The 21,426-nt window shown below is 48.9% G+C and carries 18 protein-coding genes; 3 read left to right on the top strand and 15 right to left on the bottom strand.

Translation table 11 applies throughout. The annotated features are described in order from the left end of the window. Positions 1-215: 215 nt before the first annotated feature. From AC4PCC_RS00800 to AC4PCC_RS00790, 3 genes are all read left to right on the top strand, one after another. Entirely contained in the window at positions 216-1,115 is a 900-nt protein-coding gene (locus tag AC4PCC_RS00800) for a LysR family transcriptional regulator (protein WP_492126100.1), read from the top strand. Between the two features lie 176 nt (positions 1,116-1,291). Further along, on the top strand, positions 1,292-2,416 hold the full coding sequence (locus AC4PCC_RS00795) for a GNAT family N-acetyltransferase (protein WP_492126099.1): 1,125 nt from the start codon (positions 1,292-1,294) through the stop codon (positions 2,414-2,416). Between the two features lie 244 nt (positions 2,417-2,660). Beyond that, positions 2,661-4,562, top strand: coding sequence for a putative phage tail protein (locus AC4PCC_RS00790; protein WP_492126098.1), 1,902 nt, complete (start codon positions 2,661-2,663; stop codon positions 4,560-4,562). 92 nt (positions 4,563-4,654) lie between these two features. On the opposite strand, the gene AC4PCC_RS00785 is transcribed toward AC4PCC_RS00790, so the two are convergent. The 15 genes from AC4PCC_RS00785 to AC4PCC_RS00715 all read right to left on the bottom strand — a co-directional run bounded on the left by AC4PCC_RS00785 (position 4,655) and on the right by AC4PCC_RS00715 (position 21,411). Next, entirely contained in the window at positions 4,655-5,224 is a 570-nt protein-coding gene (locus tag AC4PCC_RS00785) for a hypothetical protein (RefSeq protein ID WP_492126097.1), read from the bottom strand. Next, positions 5,202-5,399, bottom strand: coding sequence for a hypothetical protein (locus AC4PCC_RS00780; protein WP_492126096.1), 198 nt, complete (start codon positions 5,397-5,399; stop codon positions 5,202-5,204). Before AC4PCC_RS00780 ends, AC4PCC_RS00785 begins: the two co-directional genes overlap by 23 nt. Before the next feature lie 16 nt (positions 5,400-5,415). Further along, positions 5,416-6,117 carry a hypothetical protein gene (locus AC4PCC_RS00775; protein WP_492126095.1) on the bottom strand — a complete coding sequence of 234 codons (702 nt, stop codon included), beginning with the start codon at positions 6,115-6,117 and terminating at the stop codon, positions 5,416-5,418. After that, a complete protein-coding gene (locus tag AC4PCC_RS00770; RefSeq protein ID WP_492126094.1) occupies positions 6,098-6,640 on the bottom strand; it encodes a hypothetical protein in 543 nt (180 codons plus the stop codon). The genes AC4PCC_RS00775 and AC4PCC_RS00770 overlap by 20 nt, the downstream gene beginning before the upstream one ends. Further along, positions 6,630-7,514, bottom strand: coding sequence for an EscJ/YscJ/HrcJ family type III secretion inner membrane ring protein (locus tag AC4PCC_RS00765; RefSeq protein WP_492126093.1), 885 nt, complete (start codon positions 7,512-7,514; stop codon positions 6,630-6,632). Before AC4PCC_RS00765 ends, AC4PCC_RS00770 begins: the two co-directional genes overlap by 11 nt. A 2-nt stretch (positions 7,515-7,516) precedes the next feature. Continuing rightward, a complete protein-coding gene (gene sctI / locus AC4PCC_RS00760) occupies positions 7,517-7,819 on the bottom strand; it encodes a type III secretion system inner rod subunit SctI (RefSeq protein WP_492126092.1) in 303 nt (100 codons plus the stop codon). Positions 7,820-7,843: 24 nt separating this feature from the next. Beyond that, positions 7,844-8,083 carry a type III secretion system needle complex protein gene (locus tag AC4PCC_RS00755; protein ID WP_492127602.1) on the bottom strand — a complete coding sequence of 80 codons (240 nt, stop codon included), beginning with the start codon at positions 8,081-8,083 and terminating at the stop codon, positions 7,844-7,846. A 28-nt stretch (positions 8,084-8,111) separates the two neighbouring features. Then, a complete protein-coding gene (locus tag AC4PCC_RS00750) occupies positions 8,112-9,323 on the bottom strand; it encodes a PrgH/EprH family type III secretion apparatus protein (protein WP_492126091.1) in 1,212 nt (403 codons plus the stop codon). A 260-nt stretch (positions 9,324-9,583) separates the two neighbouring features. Continuing rightward, positions 9,584-9,832, bottom strand: coding sequence for a phosphopantetheine-binding protein (locus tag AC4PCC_RS00745; RefSeq protein WP_492126090.1), 249 nt, complete (start codon positions 9,830-9,832; stop codon positions 9,584-9,586). A 46-nt stretch (positions 9,833-9,878) separates the two neighbouring features. Further along, positions 9,879-11,852, bottom strand: a complete 1,974-nt coding sequence (locus AC4PCC_RS00740; RefSeq protein ID WP_492126089.1) for a hypothetical protein — start codon at positions 11,850-11,852, stop codon at positions 9,879-9,881. A gap of 3,629 nt (positions 11,853-15,481) precedes the next feature. Beyond that, positions 15,482-16,600, bottom strand: coding sequence for an IpaD/SipD/SspD family type III secretion system needle tip protein (locus AC4PCC_RS00735; protein ID WP_492126088.1), 1,119 nt, complete (start codon positions 16,598-16,600; stop codon positions 15,482-15,484). Positions 16,601-16,665: 65 nt separating this feature from the next. Further along, positions 16,666-17,760, bottom strand: a complete 1,095-nt coding sequence (locus tag AC4PCC_RS00730) for a hypothetical protein (RefSeq protein WP_492126087.1) — start codon at positions 17,758-17,760, stop codon at positions 16,666-16,668. A gap of 23 nt (positions 17,761-17,783) precedes the next feature. Continuing rightward, positions 17,784-19,718, bottom strand: coding sequence for a type III secretion system translocon subunit SseC family protein (gene sctE / locus AC4PCC_RS00725; RefSeq protein ID WP_492126086.1), 1,935 nt, complete (start codon positions 19,716-19,718; stop codon positions 17,784-17,786). Between the two features lie 21 nt (positions 19,719-19,739). After that, positions 19,740-20,258 (bottom strand): type III secretion system translocator chaperone SicA, encoded by a 519-nt coding sequence (gene sicA / locus AC4PCC_RS00720; protein ID WP_492126085.1) that lies wholly within the window; start codon positions 20,256-20,258, stop codon positions 19,740-19,742. 82 nt (positions 20,259-20,340) lie between these two features. Beyond that, positions 20,341-21,411 carry an EscU/YscU/HrcU family type III secretion system export apparatus switch protein gene (locus AC4PCC_RS00715; RefSeq protein WP_492126084.1) on the bottom strand — a complete coding sequence of 357 codons (1,071 nt, stop codon included), beginning with the start codon at positions 21,409-21,411 and terminating at the stop codon, positions 20,341-20,343. Between the last annotated feature and the right edge of the window lie 15 nt (positions 21,412-21,426).

Genomic DNA, 21,426 nt, shown 5'->3' with positions numbered 1-21,426 from the left:
CTTCGGCGGCCATCCTGCATATGACGCCGCCGTTCCCGCAGGGGGAATAACGATGATAATTATAGTTTATTGATTTATAAGAGGTATCATTTGATATGCCCGAAAGATCGGCGGCAAATCGAAATGTAATGGCGTGGATGGTATAAAGAAGCTTAAAATAGTTCAAATAGATAATATAAATGTCCGTTTATAGATAATCTCTATACAGGTTAATCATGTTCGATCTCAATTTGGTGCGCGTCTTTACGGCTATCTATGAAACCCGCAGCGTGAGCGGGGCGGCAAACCGACTGTATATTACCCAACCTTCGGCCAGTTACGCGCTGGCAAAGCTGCGGGATGAGACCAATGATGAACTGTTTAAGCGCAGCCGCAGCGGTATGGAGCCGACGCCCACGGCAGTTCAGCTGTATAAGGTGTTCAAGAGATCCCTGACCGGCATTGATAAAGCCGTGGCGGAAACGCGTACCTTTTCCCCGGAAACCTCGCGGCATAAATTTCGCCTGGCGCTGTCGGACTTAGGGGAACTGCTGCTGCTGCCGAAGCTGGTAGCCTGGCTGCGGCAGGCGGCTCCGAATATCCAGCTGGAGGTGTTACCGGTGGATATGGAGCGGCTGGATGAGTGGCTGCTGACCGGCCGTATTGATGCCGCGCTGTGCAGCCGCAATGAATCCGTCTCTTCTGCCCAGCGCGAACTGATGCTCTACGAGCGCTATGTCTGCCTGCTGAATATCCATCATCCCAGCATTGGCGAGACGCTGTCGCTGGAGGAGTACCTGGACGCACAGCACGTGATTGTGTCAGCGACCAGCGGGCATCATATTGTCGAGGACCGGCTAAAAGAGTTTGGTTTTGAGCGTGAGATTGCGGTGGAAGTGCCGCATTTTGCGGCCCTTGGCGAACTTATCGCCTCCAGCGAGCTGCTGGTTACCCTGCCCTCAAGCGCCGCTAAAATTTATGCCCGTCGGGGGAATGGACGCATTCTTGAACTGCCCTTTCAGGTGCCTAATCAGGAGGTTTTCCTTTATGGTCATACCGAAATCGGCGATATCACTGCCAAAACCTGGTTTTATGATGTGTTAAGAATTGCCGGGCCTGGGATGATTGAACCCTGACGGCAGCGTGAGCCTGATAAAGCGGCCGTATGATTTGTACAAAAAGGCGTCTTAACCTAGACTCATTGCGATTTCCACAGCGATTCTACCCCGGCTAAAAACCTTACCTGAGCACGCCTGAAGATGATTGGTGTCAGGTCGTCGCCCCCAACCCGCCGTAAACAGGAAGCGCACCGATGTCACTGACTCTTTTGACGCAGCTGGCCGATTTCCCCGCCAGCCAGTGGGATGCCCTTATTCCGGACGCGAGTCCCTTTACTCGTCACGCTTTTCTCAGCACGCTGGAAGAGAGTGGTTGTCTGGGTAAAGGCACCGGCTGGCAGCCGGAACACCTGCTGTGGTGCGAGAAGGGCAAGGCGCTGGCCGCCGTGCCCGGCTACCGAAAAGCGCACTCCCGCGGCGAATACGTGTTTGATCACGCCTGGGCAGACGCCTGTCAGCGCGCCGGAATACCCTATTATCCTAAATGGCTGGCCGCCGTCCCCTTTAGCCCGGTCACGGGCGGCCGCCTGCTTGGTGAGGCAGCGGCCGGAAAGAAACTGTTGCAGGCGATCCCGGACTTCCTGCATCAGCAGCAGCGATACAGCGCCCATATCAACTTTAGCGATGCCCACACCCACGCGATTATCCAGGATGAACCGGGCTGGCTGCTGCGCCTTGGCTGCCAGTATCACTGGCGTAACCCGGGATACCGGGATTTTCAGGACTTTCTCGACCAGCTCATGTCACGCAAGCGCAAGCAGATCCGTCGCGAACGCGGACGCGTTGCCAGCCAGGGTTTCGACTTTAGCTGGCTGGCGGGTCACCAGCTCAGTGAGGCACACTGGGATTTTGTTTATGCCTGCTATGCCAATACCTATGCGGTGCGGGGACAGCGCCCTTACCTGACCCGACACTTCTTTAGCCTGCTGGCGGAAAGGATGCCTGAGGCCATCCGCGTGGTACTGGCAACCCGGCATGGCCAGGCGGTGGCGGTGGCATTCAGCCTCATTGACGGTTCATCGCTCTATGGTCGCTACTGGGGATGCCTGGAAGAGTTTAACCACCTGCATTTTGAAACCTGTTTCTATCAGGGGATGGAGTATGCCATTGCGCAGGGCCTGTCACGCTTTGACGCCGGTGCGCAGGGTGAGCACAAGCTGGTACGGGGCTTTGAGCCGGTTATCACCGAATCCTGGCATAGGCTGCGCCATGAAGGTCTGCATGACGCGGTGGCAGACTTTTTGCAGCAAGAGCGAGAAGGCGTCCACGCGTGGGCGGAAGAAGCCAGACTGGCTTTACCCTTCCACCGTCCAGCTTAAAATATATTCCCTTCGTATCAAATATAATAGCCAGATTATTTTACTCACCTCGTGCGCAAGCATTATTTAACGTACATACTCAAATCAGGTTAGTTTTTTCCGCCGCTCTACAATAAACATCACGGAAAAATAAAACCGACAACAGCCTTTATATATTTCAATAAAAAACAATTAAACATCATAAATTAAAACCAGCAGCCACGGGAAGCTTCGCGAGCCTGCGCTTTACAACGAGGGTAATACTATGACGCCTGAGCGAAAAACCAGTCGCGTAAAAAAACTGCCGGTGCGCGCAGCCCAGCCCGACAATAAGCTGCAGGTGCTTGATGGGAGCGGTAAGGCTATCGAATTCGGCAAAGTCGTTCTGGAACTGGCTTCGTTGAAAGGGGTGGATGGCGGTGTATTAACGACTGTTGCAGACATCGCTGCCCTGCGCGCCCTTGAACCCCGCTCCCCGGCAGAAATTGTGGTGGTGCTGGAATATGCGAAAGGTAGCAACAACGGTGGCGGGGTATTTGTTTACGACGTCAGCGACACCACCAGCAAAGAGGATTATGGTTTAACCATCGTCAGTCCGAAAGGCGCGCGCTGGAAGCGATCAATCAACGACCAAAATGACGTTAACGTCATCGCCTTTGGTGCCATGCCGGGTGGAAAAACTGACTGTCTGGAGGCAGTAAAACGCATGTGGTCCTGGTCGCAGGCTAACAACCCGAATATTGGCATTAAGTTTCCTGCTGGCACTTTTTTAATTTCCCGCTTCGATATTTCAGACAAAGAGATTAACCGTTTCAGGCTGGTCGGCGAACATGTCAACTCCGGTTATTACCCTGCCACGAAACTTATTTCAGATAAAAAAAATGGCGAGGTGATGTTCAGGGTCAATGCACGCTATATGGTGATTTCCGGCCTGGAGATTGATGGTCAAAGCAGCAGCGGCTCACCGAATACGAAAGGTTTTTATAAAAACATTATTACGGCGGGTCAGTTTGTTCGCGTCACCAGCGTCAATTTCGTTAATCTTGGTGGTCGCGGGCTGGACCTGATCGATACGCTTGATTGTAAAATCGATCAGTGGTTTGCAAAAAAATGCAGCGGCACGGTGATTTATGCCACCTGGTCTAATAATCCCAGCGGCAAGTGGGATCATATTACCGCCATTGAGCTGTCAAACTTCAATATTCAGTACTGCACTACCAACCCGGCAATCGATCTTCAGCGTGCGGCCCAGTCGCTAATTTGGAACGGCTGGATTGAGCATACCGATTATCCCGGTAATATTTCCAACGGCCACTGGAGCCTGTACGCGCTGAATATCGAAACATGCAAAAACCCGCTGGCATGTCACTACAGCCGCGTTGTCAATATCCAGTTCAACCAGCAAAACGGTGAGGGCCTGGATTTTTCAGAAAAGGGCGATCGCTGGGCTTTAATCTCCGAATACGAAATGGGCGACGTGCGGATTGAGAATCACGGCATCAGCGTTAATGGTTCGGTTAACTACCAGTATCTTACCTCACCTGACAGAATGGATAACCGCTCTGATAAAGAAAAGTGGTTCTACCTGGGGGAATTCTTCCTGTCGCAAAATACCGCCCAGCTGCATATCCGCATTGTGGGCTCTGCCTTCTACAGCAGCGCGGGCACCACTCAGAAAGGCTATACCGAACGTACCGCAGAGGGCGGCGCGGATATTTATCTGCAAAAAATCGGCGATAAGAACTATATCGGCAGCTGGGTCGGTGAAGGGTCAGTGCCGGTGACGCGCGTGCTGTTACAGCCCGGGAGCAGCGGCGAGAAGATCAAAATGTATGTCAAAATCGCCAAATATACCGGCTACTGTATTGCGCTGATGGACACCAATGCCTTCGATCGCTATGCCGCAGGTATCCACTTCCGCTTTTATAAGGCGTATACCCCCGCTACGGCAGCCGAGATTAAGCAGCTGGATGCTGCGGCTGATAACTGTTTTCATCAGCACTGGCTGGGCAGGGACAGGGTCGGGATCGGTTTTAACAACGATGATGAACTGCTCATTCAGGGCAAGGTGGCCGCCGTGAGTGCCTTTGAGAACGCCACGCAGTGTCTGCAGGTGCTGGTAAACGGAAAAACCTATGGGCTGGAGCTGAAACCGCTGAAAAGCTGATAAAGGCACGACAAACCACGACTGGGGCAGGATCCTGCCCCAGCAGCCTGCAGGTAGAGGATAGGGTTACTGCGAACCTGTCCGAAATCATCCTATTTGGGGCATTCCATATAACTGTTCACAGCCTCAGTCCAGTTCACGCTCGCTGAAAAAGCATGGCTATCAGGCTCGGAAGGATTGATCAGCATATAACCTGGCTGATAATCCGGCGCACCAATGCCCTTCACTTTCCGGCATAGCGCACTCTTTTTATGTGGATCCTTCATGCCTTTCTGAATCTGCTCCCAAAGTATATTCTTCTGAACATCATCAAGTTGATTAATACTTTCTTTCAGTAGCCTCCCATGGATTGAGCGTGCATACTGAGTATTCACCCGCATAGCATCATACCAGGTGTAACTCCCCGCTAGCGCGTAAAAGAAGACCGCATTATCGAACACGCCTGCACTGACGCATTCGTTCATCGCCTGATAAAGGGTATTCGGATAAGCAGGCGAGCTATTTGGCACTTTAGTACTACAGAATTCACTCTCAATGCCTTTTGACCCTGCTACCGTGATTGCTTTAGTTGTTGTCATTGACTGACAACCGGCCATTAACAGACAAAGTGATAAAGTCATCATTAACCAGGGAGAGTGTCTACCAGTCGATATTTTGCTCATCACTTACTCCATCGGATAAAAGGATTTTCTGTTTCCATTCTTCATACATCAACGTAAAGCCAAAGCTTGCTTCTGAATTTTTTTTAGACATGACATCATCAAGTGAGTAAATTTCTTCTGTACAAGAGTTACTGGGGGCAGACTGCATGCTACCCAGAGAATTAATTGCCGTCATCTGTTAATCCTTCCCATTAATTTTCTGTGATGTGAGTTACGTCATCAGCCGGTTGATAGTAAAGTGCAATCCGTTGATGCAAATTCTGAATAGCCTCGACGGAAATCATATGACTATCATAATAGAAATCACGATTATCCATTAATGATTTTACGGTAGAAGCGATGTGCTCTTCAGGATAGAATTCGGCCAGATGTTCTTTATACTTAAATACAAAGCGAGGCTCCTGATGGTACTGAAAAACAGCGCCGCCGGGATGCTTACTTTTGATAGCCTCCATGAGATTAACTTTGAATCTTCGGTTGGCATATGGCATAAGAACATACAAAGGCGAATCGTTATCTCTCTTATCTAACGCGTCAATCCATTCATCGACTATTTTAAGCAACACGCTTTCTTCATCTAACAACTCTGTCAATAACTTTTTGATGTCACTCTCTATATTTAGATAAAGTGTCTCGGCATATTGAACACTGTTATTGATGTATTGGCAGACAGAATCTATGGACATCAATAATCCGCGTTCGTAGCCTGTACGATACGATTCTTTGCGAATAGTTTCGCCTTCACGAACTGCATCTTTGACTATTTTTCTAGCCCTGGACTCTGCATTAGCGATAATGTCATCACTTTTCCTCATTTTCCTTAATAATGGTCCCGGCACCAGGACATTTTCAAGTGCTGTCTGGAAAAGATTATTATTGGTTTCGGCTTGCATGTTGAATGGCCATTCTTATTAATAATTCATTATCATCTGATGGAAAAAAGGGGGGCATATTGTCCTGATGCGCCCAGGGGAACAAAAGAGGGATTCTTTCTTTCATCACTTTTGATACTGGACCGCAGAATGTCAATAACTCCCGGCAAGCCATCCCCCAGAGCTGGTCAAATGTGAACCTCCCTCTAAACTCGTCTTTTGACCCCGTTATATCAGACAGTGCAAATTGTCGCGTTACATTATCAAGCTTACTCAAATTCCCATACCAGGCGAGGTCTGATCGATGACGCTGACATATAGCCATAAAAGCTGCTCTCGGTAATAGACACCAATGATTAGCAAGATAGTGTTCTTTGCTATCGCTGAGCGCCAGCTCTCCGGTTGAAAGGTTATATTCGCTTAAAATAATGTCATTCAAAATACTCCGACATCTTACAGAGGCTAACTTTTCAGGCACTGAAAATCGTTGTGGATGAATCCACGAGATAGGATCATAGACAATCCTCTGCACATTAACGTACATTATCCCCGCCCTTCACATTAAATTCATCCCCTACAGAGCTCACATTTTCATTAACGCTGGCCGATGAATCTTTATTACCTGGCGCCGGTCCGTTAAACGCCTCTGTTCTATTGATAAAACCTTCCTGCTTAAACCCATGGCGGCTTTTTAATTTCATTGCCAGAGAATGGTGACTTCTCTTTATAAATAACATAAAAAACATCACCAAACTCAGCATTAACAGTCCGCCTATAAGCAGCCATGATGTATGGGAAGGAGAGTTTGCAGATGAGACAACGGGTGGAATGCGCTGAACATTCTCAACTTTTGAAAGCACTACGGAGATGTTGTCATAATCTATATCGTCAAAACTATTCTTCAAGAAGCGCTTAACATCGCCAATTAAAAGCGTGGTATCGACGATACGATTATCATAGTTAAGTAATGATGATAAATGAACCGGTTTCTTTTTCCTTTCGCCCTCGCCCGCGTCAAAATCATAGCTAACGTGCACGCGTGCTGAGACAACACCCTGAATAGAGAGCAAGGACTGCGCGAGTCGCTGTTCTATGCCAGAGTAAAGACGCGCTTTTTCCGCGCGCGGAGAGGATACCAGTGAATCGGCAGGAAACATTTGTGCTATTTCCATATCAGGCTGCCGCGGTAGCCCATAGATAGCCATAAGATCCACGGCGGCGGCAAAATCACGCGGTTCAACCGAAACGCTAAAGCCTTCCTTCATTGCCCCCTTCTTCATCGCCAGAATGTTATTGCGCTGTAATAGCGCAATAACGTCGTTTGCCTGGTGTTGATCGAGACCTTTTAATAACTCCTCCTGCTTACACCCGGTAAGGAGAAGGACGGTTAGTGGCAAAACTAAATAAAATTTTTTCATTATCAGGAGCGCAGTAAAGTCTCTACAGCACTGATACCTTTGCGAGTTAATGTACTGATCATGGAAACCTGCAGATTGTAATCCGAGGTTCGTTGTTGCAGTTTAAATAATTCAGCTGGATCTGAGATGATTTCCCCCCTCTGCAATCTGCTGATAACATCAGCCTGTTCTGCCTGAGCGTCCGATGCAGTTCTGGCATAGGCCTGAATCATTCGATCTTCCAGCGATACCGGTGACGGCTCCGACATGCTGATATCAGATTTCTGACCAGAGAATGCCTGAATTGAATTAATTAGAGTACTCATAGTATATTCCCGTAAAATATATTGTTATCGGAAATTAGTGATAATAGCGGACGCAACATCCTTATACACTTTTACAACGTTTGACTGAGCATTACGATAAAGTGTATATTCCGACAAACGTGACTGATATTTAGCAAGGTACTCAGGGTTAGAGGGATCGCCCTTCAGATGATCCAATGCCTCACTCAGCTCTTGATTAAGCTTAGTCACACCAGTATCGAAATCACCGGACGTAGCGGATAAGAAACCGTTCCAGCCATCCATAACTTCATCAATTCTTGAAACGCTCATGTTATAAATCCTTTTGTATGTTTCGTGGGAAATACCAGTGTCCGGGTGCGAGTTTTACATAGCCTTGCGCCCCGTACTTATATGACTTACCTTTCAGCCAGTCATTTTTGAGCTCCAGGGCAAACTGTATATACTCGCCACCCCATGTTTGATAATATTGCGTAATGAAGCTTTTCAGCCGATCCAGTTCCCCATCCTCGATGGCTCCCCGAATCACGAAAGTCGTGCTACTGCCATTGTCGATTTCAGTAAATAGCAGTGCCATTTTCTTCAACCCTTCAATCGCCAGCATTTTAACTTTCCTATCAGCCAGATTTTCAATAATCACGCTGCTTGAGTATGGAATGTCTTTCGACAACGCACTCATTAAGCGTTTTCTTTCTGATTCACTTAGCCTGGTGCGTTCAGCGCTAATTTGCAGAACAGGCTTTTTTGGATCATCCAGTATAACGCGATGGAATTTAACCTGTGGCCAGTTGCTTCCTATCCATTTACTAATGCGCTGTTCTTCTTCCTTAAGTGTAAGTACCTGCATCTGATAAGATTGGGGGGTACGAACTATGGTCTGAAGTGCCCATTGGGCCGCTAAATCGGTGAGCGCCAGGACATAGATTTTTTTATCGCTCCCGTAAACAATATGATAGTTACCGATGCCACTTTCCAAAAAAGCAGTTACAGAACTGATTTTCCGCTGAGTTTCGGTGAGGTAAGTATAACCTGCAAAGGAGATACATCCGACGATACCTAATACCATCGCCCCTTTCCACCACATGGCCCCAAAGCGCTTGACTTCATCACTTTGAGTGCCTAAGGACGGTAAGACCTCGTCAGTGGTATACGCCAGCACCTCATCAGAAAAAGGGATAGCTTCAGGACGCCAGCTAATTCTTTGCCCGCCAACAGTGATGATTTCATTAGAGACAATAACCCTTTCCGGCGTTTCTTCTTCCCTCAGTTCCCTCAGTATTACCTGCTGGTCAGCCTGATCAGGCACCAGGATCTCAAAATTAACATCATTATCTTTTGCCGGAATATAAATAGTACTGTTGGGTAAAATGGTTCCCTGATGTTGCTGCCGAATAACATTGTCATCACTAACAATAAATAATGTCCTGCCTGATGCCAGTGTGAACTCACATCCACGTAGCATACCGTTTATCAACCTCACTACTATCTTATTAGTAAGTTCGAGGTTTTCTTTTTCTTGTAACATAATGAAACACATACCCTTGTTATCAAGGATGAATACAATGATCCATCAGACCTGACGTCAGAATATAGGATGCAGCGATGAAGATCCTGATTCAATTATGATGAGAATATACTCCCGTATTTTCTGCATTTCTTATCAGTAAGTTACCTGTACATCAAGGGAGTTTGAGACAAACATACCGGTGTATCTTGCTGCCCCATAAACACCTAAGTTGCATAAAATTATAATGCAATCTGCAAATTGTTATCTTAGCTAATCATTTATTGACGCAGTAATTTATTAACAATACGATACAAATCCCTAACATGCTCAGTGTCAGCCAGATACTCTTCCTTATACTCGATTTCAAATTTATCCTCTAAAGCCAGCACAAGATCCAGCAAGGCCAATGAATCAGCGAGCAAGTCATAACAAAGGTGCTTATCAGGTAGAATGTCGGACAGTGGGTGATTAAGCGTCGTAGCGACAACATCGTTAATCTTTCGAATCAATTGTTTATTAGCTTCCATAATATCCTTTTATCGCCCTCCACCTTACTGATGGAGGGCAACTCCGTTATTTCTTATTTACTGGAACGTCAGAGTACATCTTATAGTATTGTGACCTGGAAGAGCCGGGGCCTCCTATAAAACTATTGTTTAGTAATGAGAGGAAACTGAAATTCGTATCAACCGAAGGTGGTTTAGAATTGTTCTTACCTTCCACTGGCGGCCTACTGTCAGACTTTTTATTTTCCGTATCTGACTGCGCTTGACTTAATGTGCTGCCGGCCTGGTCCAGGCTTCCCACATTGTTGCCTACCTGGTTGTCACCTGCCATATCGTCTGCGCGATTAATCCACGCCGAAGCGTGCCTGTCTTTGCTGGCCGCCTTACCTGACGGAACAGCGTTCTGGCGCAGATCCCCCTGCGCCGGTGCAGATGAAGAATGGACCGAGCCCTGGAAAGTTGTGCCGAAACGGTTCAGGCTCGTCAGGCTACCGGATTGTTTCCACAGATTATTGCCCGCGCTGGACAGAGTATTACGGGCCTGTGCTGACCCCATGCTGCCCACAAAGCCCCGAACCTGTTTGGCCGCCTGGTTGCCCTCGCCACTGCTGTCGGCCCCGCCTGTGGCGCCATTTTCCGTTCCGGTACCGTCATCATTCCTCGACACGGGCCGCCCTGTAGGCTGCCTGCCGGTCTGCGAGTCCTGTTCTGCGGTGTTATTTTTGTCCGCTGAAGGACCCGGAGTCGCCGGCCCGTTCACGCCGTCACCACCCCGGGGATCTGCAGCACTGCCTACGCTCCGCCTGCTGCCGGACCTGTCTGACGGGTTACCCGGTGTGGCAGCCGGCCCGCCACTGCTGTTGGCCCCGCCTGTGGCACCATTATCCGTTCCGGTACCGGCATCATTCCTCGACACGGGCCGCCCTGTAGGCTGCCTGCCGGTCTGGGAATCCTGTCCTGCGGTGTTATTTTTGTCCGCTGAAGGACCCGGAGTCGCCGGCCCGTTCACGCCGTCACCACCCCGGGGATCTGCAGCACTGCCTACGCTCCGCCTGCTGCCGGACCTGTCTGACGGGTTACCCCATACCGGACTGCCCGCCCGGTTACCCGGTTGAGATGATGAAGAGTGGGGCACGCCCTGGAAAGTTGTGCCGAAACGGTTCAGGCTCGTCAGGCTACCGGATTGTTTCCACAGATTATTGCCCGCGCTGGACAGAGTATAACGGGCCTGTGCTGACCCCATGCTGCCCACAAAGCCCCGAACCTGTTTGGCCGCCTGGTTGCCCTCGCCACTGCTGTCGGCCCCGCCTGTGGCGCCATTTTCCGTTCCGGTACCGTCATCATTCCTCGACACGGGCCGCCCTGTAGGCTGCCTGCCGGTCTGCGAGTCCTGTTCTGCGGTGTTATTTTTGTCCGCTGAAGGACCCGGAGTCGCCGGCCCGTTCACGCCGTCACCACCCCGGGGATCTGCAGCACTGCCTACGCTCCGCCTGCTGCCGGACCTGTCTGACGGGTTACCCGGTGTGGCAGCCGGCCCGCCACTGCTGTTGGCCCCGCCTGTGGCACCATTATCCGTTCCGGTACCGGCATCATTCCTCGACACGGGCCGCCCTGTAGGCTGCCTGCCGGTCTGGGAATCCTGTCCTGCGGTGTTATTTTTGTCCGCTGAAGGACCCGGAGTCGCCGGCCCGTTCACGCCGTCACCACCCCGGGGATCTGCAGCACTGCCTACGCTCCGCCTGCTGCCGGACCTGTCTGACGGGTTACCCCATACCGGACTGCCCGCCCGGTTACCCGGTTGAGATGATGAAGAGTGGGGCACGCCCTGGAAAGTTGTGCCGAAACGGTTCAGGCTCGTCAGGCTACCGGATTGTTTCCACAGATTATTGCCCGCGCTGGACAGAGTATAACGGGCCTGTGCTGACCCCATGCTGCCCACAAAGCCCCGAACCTGTTTGGCCGCCTGGTTGCCCTCGCCACTGCTGTCGGCCCCGCCTGTGGCACCATTATCCGTTCCGGTACCGGCATCATTCCTCGACACGGGCCGCCCTGTAGGCTGCCTGCCGGTCTGGGAATCCTGTCCTGCGGTGTTATTTTTGTCCGCTGAAGGACCCGGAGTCGCCGGCCCGTTCACGCCGTCACCACCCCGGGGATCTGCAGCACTGCCTACGCTCCGCCTGCTGCCGGACCTGTCTGACGGGTTACCCGGTGTGGCAGCCGGCCCGCCACTGCTGTTGGCCCCGCCTGTGGCACCATTATCCGTTCCGGTACCGGCATCATTCCTCGACACGGGCCGCCCTGTAGGCTGCCTGCCGGTCTGGGAATCCTGTCCTGCGGTGTTATTTTTGTCCGCTGAAGGACCCGGAGTCGCCGGCGCGTTCACTCCGCCACCACCCCGGGGATCTGCAGCACTGCCTACGCTCCGCCTGCTGCCGGACCTGTCTGACGGGTTACCCGGTGTGGCAGCCGGCCCGCCACTGCTGTTGGCCCCGCCTGTGGCACCATTATCCGTTCCGGTACCGGCATCATTCCTCGACACGGGCCGCCCTGTAGGCTGCCTGCCGGTCTGGGAATCCTGTCCTGCGGTGTTATTTTTGTCCGCTGAAGGACCCGGAGTCGCCGGCCCGTTCACGCCGTCACCACCCCGGGGATCTGCAGCACTGCCTACGCTCCGCCTGCTGCCGGACCTGTCTGACGGGTTACCCGGTGTGGCAGCCGGCCCGCCACTGCTGTTGGCCCCGCCTGTGGCACCATTATCCGTTCCGGTACCGGCATCATTCCTCGACACGGGCCGCCCTGTAGGCTGCCTGCCGGTCTGGGAATCCTGTCCTGCGGTGTTATTTTTGTCCGCTGAAGGACCCGGAGTCGCCGGCCCGTTCACGCCGTCACCACCCCGGGGATCTGCAGCACTGCCTACGCTCCGCCTGCTGCCGGACCTGTCTGACGGGTTACCCGGTGTGGCAGCCGGCCCGCCACTGCTGTCGGCCCCGCCTGTGGCACCATTATCCGTTCCGGTACCGGCATCATTCCTCGACACGGGCCGCCCTGTAGGCTGCATGCCGGTCTGCGAGTCCTGTTCTGCGGTGTTATTTTTGTCCGCTGAAGGACCCGGAGTCGCCGGCCCGTTCACGCCGTCACCACCCCGGGGATCTGCAGCACTGCCTACGCTCCGCCTGCTGCCGGACCTGTCTGACGGGTTACCCGGTGTGGCAGCCGGCCCGCCACTGCTGTCGGCCCCGCCTGTGGCACCATTATCCGTTCCGGTACCGGCATCATTCCTCGACACGGGCCGCCCTGTAGGCTGCCTGCCGGTCTGGGAATCCTGTCCTGCGGTGTTATTTTTGTCCGCTGAAGGACCCGGAGTCGCCGGCCCGTTCACGCCGTCACCACCCCGGGGATCTGCAGCACTGCCTACGCTCCGCCTGCTGCCGGACCTGTCTGACGGGTTACCCGGTGTGGCAGCCGGCCCGCCACTGCTGTTGGCCCCGCCTGTGGCACCATTATCCGTTCCGGTACCGGCATCATTCCTCGACACGGGCCGCCCTGTAGGCTGCCTGCCGGTCTGGGAATCCTGTCCTGCGGTGTTATTTTTGTCCGCTGAAGGACCCGGAGTCGCCGGCCCGTTCACGCCGTCACCACCCCGGGGATCTGCAGCACTGCCTACGCTCCGCCTGCTGCCGGACCTGTCTGACGGGTTACCCGGTGTGGCAGCCGGCCCGCCACTGCTGTTGGCCCCGCCTGTGGCACCATTATCCGTTCCGGTACCGGCATCATTCCTCGACACGGGCCGCCCTGTAGGCTGCCTGCCGGTCTGGGAATCCTGTCCTGCGGTGTTATTTTTGTCCGCTGAAGGACCCGGAGTCGCCGGCCCGTTCACGCCGTCACCACCCCGGGGATCTGCAGCACTGCCTACGCTCCGCCTGCTGCCGGACCTGTCTGACGGGTTACCCGGTGTGGCAGCCGGCCCGCCACTGCTGTTGGCCCCGCCTGTGGCACCATTATCCGTTCCGGTACCGGCATCATTCCTCGACACGGGCCGCCCTGTAGGCTGCCTGCCGGTCTGGGAATCCTGTCCTGCGGTGTTATTTTTGTCCGCTGAAGGACCCGGAGTCGCCGGCCCGTTCACGCCGTCACCACCCCGGGGATCTGCAGCACTGCCTACGCTCCGCCTGCTGCCGGACCTGTCTGACGGGTTACCCGGTGTGGCAGCCGGCCCGCCACTGCTGTTGGCCCCGCCTGTGGCACCATTATCCGTTCCGGTACCGGCATCATTCCTCGACACGGGCCGCCCTGTAGGCTGCCTGCCGGTCTGGGAATCCTGTCCTGCGGTGTTATTTTTGTCCGCTGAAGCCAGACCGCCATCAGGGACATCATACTGCTCTGGACCTTCATTTTTCATATCATCGGCATTTATATTCTTAAAGGCCCGTTTTTTCAGCCGACCGTCTATGACATCATCTGTTTGAGATGATGCACCCTGTGGTTGAGGGTTTTCTTTCCCTCTATCTACATTAACTTCCGCGTCTTTAGGACTCGCAGTAGTATTATTTATATTTACGGTACTAACAGGCGCATAATTAACAATAATAATCGGCTGTTGGGGCTGTTGGGGCTGTTGGGGCTGTTGGGGCTGTTGGGACTGTTGAGGCTGTTGGGGCTGAGTGGGAGAAGGTTCTGTTGGGTCCACAGTTTTTGCTGTAGGTGAGACAGGATCTCCACCATTTTTCACGAACGCATTTAGTAAATCCAGGGCAAGAAGTTCATGCCCTAATCTTGATTGCATCGCCTCAAAAGGACTCAAATTTGATTGATTCGTTAGCTTCCACATTTCTTGATGCTGTTCAAATGCTGGTCGAAATATATTTTCGATGAAATCTTCATTTAGCAAATTATCAGGTAAAGAATGGGCTACATAGTCTGAAACAAAATCTGCGATTTTCTCATTAAAACTGAGTTTTCCATCCGTAGCGCTCATACCCAAGCGACTAAGTTTATTACAGATGTCTTGAAAACTTTTTAATTTAGCCCGGCCAGAGCCACCAGTCTTCATTGATCCTGCAGCATAAGAGTTTGTACCAAGACCGTCAGCCGCGATAGTTTTTATAAACTCTTTCGAAAGATTATCAAGGGCTTTTAATGATTCAGTATCACTAACTGAGGTGCCATCCTTAATCTCTTTACGTATAATTAAAAAATATTCGAAACATTTACGCGCTGATTCACTTTGATCCACATCTTTAAAATATCTGTTGAAAGCCTTCTCAACGTCTGACTTATTTTTACTACTATCATTACGGAAATCTTCTATTGCAATATTTAATTTTTCAGCGTAGAAAGTGCGAGAGGAAGGCAATGCCTGCCAGCATTCTTCATTGCTGTTTGAAGTGCTCTTAGATTCTTCCGCTACATGCGAAGATTTTGTCTGATCCGGGCCCTGAACATTTGAAATATTTTTTTTCGGATTGGTTATATTATTCAAGCAACTAAATATTATTGTGGTTAGATTCTGATCGGCATTTAAATCTTGAGATGATTTAACAGTTGTGGCCGTATTTTTTACACCAACTAAATTTTTACTTAGTTTAGTAGAATTAGCCCCAGATTGTAGGACTTCTGGATTTACTACTCTTGTCGATGCGTTAGCTATTATTGGCATTTTCCCATCCCCTATTAAATATTAAAGAACGACTTATCAGATTCCAATAAAGAGGATATAGTACCACTCAATACCTTAACTAAATTATCAAAGCTTGAGTTAGCACTGGAATATTTTTGCGTCAGGGTCTGCATTGCAGTTTGTATACTGTCTTTTTGCATATCAAGACCACTTTGCCAGGCAGCCCACTGAGCAGAATTGCACTTCATTTCCTCCCATGCATGACCATAACCTGGCAACGTCCTTATTATATTTTCTAAAGGTAACACGTCAATGTGAACAATATAACTTCCGTCTGCAAGGCGTGTAACACATTTATCCGGATTAAGACCCATTTCTTTTGCCCATGCCTCACATTCTTCTTTATCACCACCAGTCACTGCGTTGCCGCTTTGTACGGGATATAAAGTTGTGGCGGAAGAAGGCACTTTATACTTATTGATTAGTTTTTCGAGTTCTGCAGCGAAGGCTGCAGTGTCTAGAATGGTTTTATCGCCATCTGCTTTGATGAACTGACTGAGTTTAGACATGAAATCCGAGAAGTCACTGTAAAATTCAGCATTTTTCTCAACCGCCTGCTGGAAGACATCGAGATAATCTTCTCCCATGGACCCGATAGAATCAGCTACGGAATCACATATTTCCCAACTTGAAGATGGACCGGACCCTTCTGCCTTTACCATAGAACCGAAAGTTTCGAGCAGATATATTGGATCGCTCTGTTCACCCGGAGCAGATCCAACAGGATTAAACTTTCGTAAGTTCTGACCAAAGCTAAGCGCATCTGTAGAGGTAGTAACAGGTTGACTAGTTTTCAGCGTGTCTAATGAAAAAGATGATGAGGAAAAAGATTTTCCTTTTTCAATTGACGCCTTTTTAGCTAACGCATCTTTAGTTAACGCCTTAGCCACGGATATTTTTTCTTCTCTTTGTTTTTTTTCCAGAGTATAACGCGCCATCTTAGATTCTAAGTCTTTGTCATTACCATTCTTCGGAGATGTACATGCCGTGTCTTTGTGATGAAAAATTTCTATTGCGGTTTCTGACTTCGTATTTAATGTAGCATCTTCTTCGGCTGATGGTTCTGGTCTATAGAGATGAACTAAAGAAGAGGATGAGTGTTGTATTTCCATGATTTTTTCTCGATAAAAGCCTCCTGCATGAGCAAGAGGCTATCTTTATAGGAAAGGTAAGGAAACTATCCTTTGAGGTTATTAGCCATTGCGCTAACGGTATTGGCGTTATTTTGACTAATCTGCACTAAAAGATCCATCAGCATCGCTTTGAGCTCTCGTGAAGTTTGCGTACTGCGATCGGAAAAATCCTTAGCGCCTTGATAGATATTTTTATCTCCTTCAGCAACCGAGCTTTGAGCTTCAAACTTAGCTTTTTCCACTTGACCAGGAGCAGCAGCAAGCGCGGCAGCATTTTGCCCAATCTGGCCCGCCGCCATCCCCTGATGGAACAGCTTATCCGCATCCTGAATTCGAAGTTGATGTTGAAGGTTCTGAGCTGCAGCATCAAATTCCAAATTCTTAGGAGTGGCTTTAAGAATTGCTGGATCTGATGGAAGTGCATCACCTACTTTATTCAGTTTGGTTGGAACAGTCTGACTGTCTAACGTTGCCGCCTGACGTTTCAACGAAAGTTCTTTTTGCCCATGTACTTTAACCGCGGTATTCTTCTGCACTGAAGCTTTCATCTGCATACCCGCTGAAACGCCGGTAGCAACCATACTCGCAGAGGACTGTGTGACTACCATATCCCTGGCAGTCCGGCCAGCCTGAACAGTATTTCTGGCACTGTTCTCCCCCTGGGCTCGGGCGATTAAGTTATTTGCATTAGCCTGAGCAGCCATACTGCGTGTATTTTCTTGCTCGGCCTCGACAATAACTTGCAAGAGCGCGGCCACTCTTCCGGTGAAACCACCAGCCAACGATGAAATATCGAATCCGCTTTTTGTTGACAAATCTTTCACCCCATTGAGAATAGTCTCACTGATTTGATTACTTCTTTGCTGGGGCGGATTTGCGATTGCGGGTAGTAACTGTGACAGTTGTGTATCCAGTGGAACTGGATCTGCTACCATCGCTTCACGAAGTACGGGAACCTCACCATTTGACAAGCTTTTAGTTGTAGCATTCTCTTCAGCCGTATTTACAAAAGAATCGATATTCTCTTTAGAAACGTTAAGAACATCCTTTCTGGGTGTTTCCGCTACGGCTTCAAACTTACTGCTCAGAACGTGAAGATTTAAGTTTTTGCTAACGGTATTATAAGATAAATCAGCCATGCTAAATTCCCTCTTAGTTATAACTACGCTTTTATATTTTGCACAATGAAACGATTCGTAGAATCATTATTCTTTAAGCTATTAGTAAGCTGTTGCCCTACCGATTGAATGAGCTTTTGATCTTGTCGGAAGCGGGAAAAAATTGTAGTCAACAAGTCGCGTAGAATGCTAACATCACTATTAGCAAGCTTAAATTGCGCTAATGCTTTAGATGCATCGAGTTGAATATTAGCCACATTAATATTCAAGCCGGCCTGAGTAATCGCATTTGAAGCTTCAATTCCGGTACGAGCCATATTCACATGGTTTAGGTTGATTTTACTCAAATTTTGTATCACAGCCGAATCGCTGCTTTTCAATATTCCCGTAATATTTTTGGTGACTTGTTCAGAAAGCTTATCAATTTTTTTTGTAATCTCTGAGGTAAGCTTATTGATCTCTTTTACAGCCGCTTTCCCCATATTGCTCAGTGCGGTGGTGCCTTGTTTTGCAGCGCTTCTGACAATTTTCGGGATTATTTTTTTAATAACTTGCGCAATAGCTTTTTTTATCGCCTGCATAATTGCAGAAGTCATTGCCTGAGTCATTTTTTCGATCAAGAATTTCGCTGCACTTTTAGCAAGAAGAGCGATAGCCACAATAGCTGCAATCGCAACCGCTGCCGTCACGATGGTATGAATAGTGCCCATCATATTCGCGCCTGTTGCCTGATCAATGGCTTTTAACAGCAGGCCAATTGGGGTGAAATCAAAAATCTTTGAAACGATATCTCCCAGGAAATTCATCAGAGGCATGAGAACATGCTCCATCAATGGGTTCATAATCATTCCAGTAAGAGATTGCCCGGTGATGGCCTCAACAATAGGGTCAGCTACCATCAATCCGATGCCAACCGCCATTAAAGCTGTTCCAGCTCCACCAAATACTGTAGTTATTGCCCCAAGAGCGATTGCAATGCCTCCAAGGATTTTACCAATACAACCGGCCATTTTTTGCGCTTCTTCAGCCTTACGAACCTGTTCTTCGTACTCATCAGATTTACGCTTCATTTCAGCCTGACGAGCTTGCATCTGAATGCGGTTCATTTCGAGATCGCTTTGCAGCTTCTCCGAAGCGGATTCATCCATTTTCATGATGAATTCAGTAAGCAGCATGATCATGATGGAAGTGCGAGTCATTGCCTTTTCCGATTGTGCCATTGCGGTACTGACCGGTGTCGCGGCGGGTAAAATAATATCGCCGTACTCTTTATTCATCTCGGCCGTTTTAGCACTAATGACATCAATCACTTTTTGTGCGGCTTCCAGGGTTTTCCGCGTTTTAATTTCGGCGGCAGCGAGAATATTTTTTGCTTCAGCTACAGTTTCAGATGCTTTGGCGACCTGTTCTTTCGCATTGGCAATATCGCCAGGGCTGGCATCTTTGTCATTCTTAAGATTATCAAGATTTTTTTTCGCTTCGCTCAGATTTTTATTAGCGTTACTCCACTGCGCATGCGCTCTACTTTCTTCTTCTTTTGCTGTAATAATGTTTTTTTCACATTCATCGAACTCTTGATGCAGGCTATCAAGATATTCTGACATTTCTTGTGCTTTAAGGATTTTCGCCTCTGACTGGGATAAAAAAATTGCTAACGCATTAGTCAACTTACCCTGATCCATATTATCACTGAGTGACTGGTAGCGAGCCATCGCCAATAGCACTTGAGCCTTATTCGTCAGTCGCCCTTTGGAAGGCCTAAGAACGGGCTGCTCATTAACATCCTCAATACTGCGGTCATAGTCTTCAGAAATGCTTTTCGCTAACACCTCCAGTTTCTTTTCCTGGGCTTTAATATGTAATCTCACCCCATCTGAAGGCGAAATATGCGTTTTCTTAACCACTAAACTGCCAGGCAAAGGAGCTGCCTTAGGGAGTTCATTGACCAGGCCTGTCGTTTTAGAAAAGCTCAGATCCATATTTAGTCCTTAACCTCGTTGCTAGATATTTTCATCGTGGATTTCCGTAGTCTCATCCTGCTGGAGATCACCCTTGTTCAGTCGGATGGTATCCATGTAGATTTTTGCTTTTGTCACCAGCTTTTCATCAGGGCAACGCTGGCAAATAATATCAAAGCATTGTAGGGCTTTAACCACATTACCCATTAATAACTGGCACTGACCTGAATAATAAACAGGATTAAAATCAGTTTCAGCCATAACATAAGCAAGAGAGTAGAAATCACAAGCCTTAATATAATTTTTCTTTAACTGGTTAACAGCACCAAGACCGATAAAGTAATCTGGATTCTTCAGGTCATACATACAAAGAAAGTTGAAGAAATTCTCCGCCTCATCAAGGCGCCCCTCTTTATAATATTGGTATGCATGTGCATAAATGTTTTCCATTACGTTATCCGGAATACCGTGAATTTCACGTAATGTTGCACCATGCTCCATTGTCGCCGTCATGATTAGCTCAGCTTCTTTTTCAGTGATATTACCTTTCATCGTGCCCATCTTTCTCTCCCAGGTAGGGCCACCTCAAGCCTTGATGACCTCATTAAACCATGCATGTGTTATACATTCTCGTAGATAACGCTCATTTGTACTCTTCGTGGTCCGGTTGGAAATGCTCATTTACCCAGGCATTTTCTACCTGCTCAAGCCAAATCAAGATGTCAATGACCTCATCCAGTTCTTCCAGACTTACAAAAGAATATCTGCGATGTGATTTCAGTATACGTCGCGCCAGTTTGATATTCTCCACCACCGGTACCCCCACTTTCTCAGCGTAGGCACGCACTGCAAGTGCTCGCTGATTCTTCTCCAGTACCGAGATAAAAGGTATGCCCACTACATCCCTATTCATATAGATGCCCACGGCGATATGAGTGGGGTTAGCGATAATAACTTTAGAATTCTTGATATCAGATTTAACCTGTTCAGAAAGCAGTTCCATATGAAGTTCTTTACGTCTGGCTTTAATTTCCGGATCACCATCCTGTTCTTTGTATTCTTTTTTTACCTCCTGCTTTTCCATTTTGAGATCTTTAATATGTAAAAAATATTCTGCCAGGGCATCCAGAATCAACACCAATAGCGCACAGCTCAGGCATAACTCAACTAACGAGCTAAAAAGCTCTCCCCATACAGGTAGAATATGTCGAGCAGTGCCGTTGACTTGAGAAAAAACAATAGACTTATTATTATTCCAAAATAAGCCTGCGGCTATGATAAAGCTTGTCAGGAACAGCGACGATTTAATAACATCTTTAGCTGTTCGAAGGCTGAATAATTTCTTAAATCCATTGACGGGATTTAGCGCACTAAAGTTTATTTTCAATGCCTTACTGGCAAGCATAAATCCAGTTTGCAACAGAGTGGGCATGGCTGAAGCAGCCACACATAAAATAAGAAATGGTAGGAAGATTTTAACACCTGTCCACAGGACAGCCCGTGCATAACTTTCCATGTTATTCGTAAAGTTATTTTCAATAATTCGACGCCACAAAAGCATAAGCTCCATAACATCGGAGAAATTAACAAGATACTGCACGCCAACCAGAATGAGGCAGGATATAATTAGATCTTTACTTTTGAAAGATTGCCCCTTCTTTGCGGCATCTTTTTTCTTTTTTGGGGTTGGTTTTTCTGTTTTACTCCCGGCCATTAATCCCTCCTCATA

Source organism: Erwinia sp. L03-1 (assembly GCF_058686115.1).
This window is presented reverse-complemented; position numbering and strand designations above follow the sequence as displayed.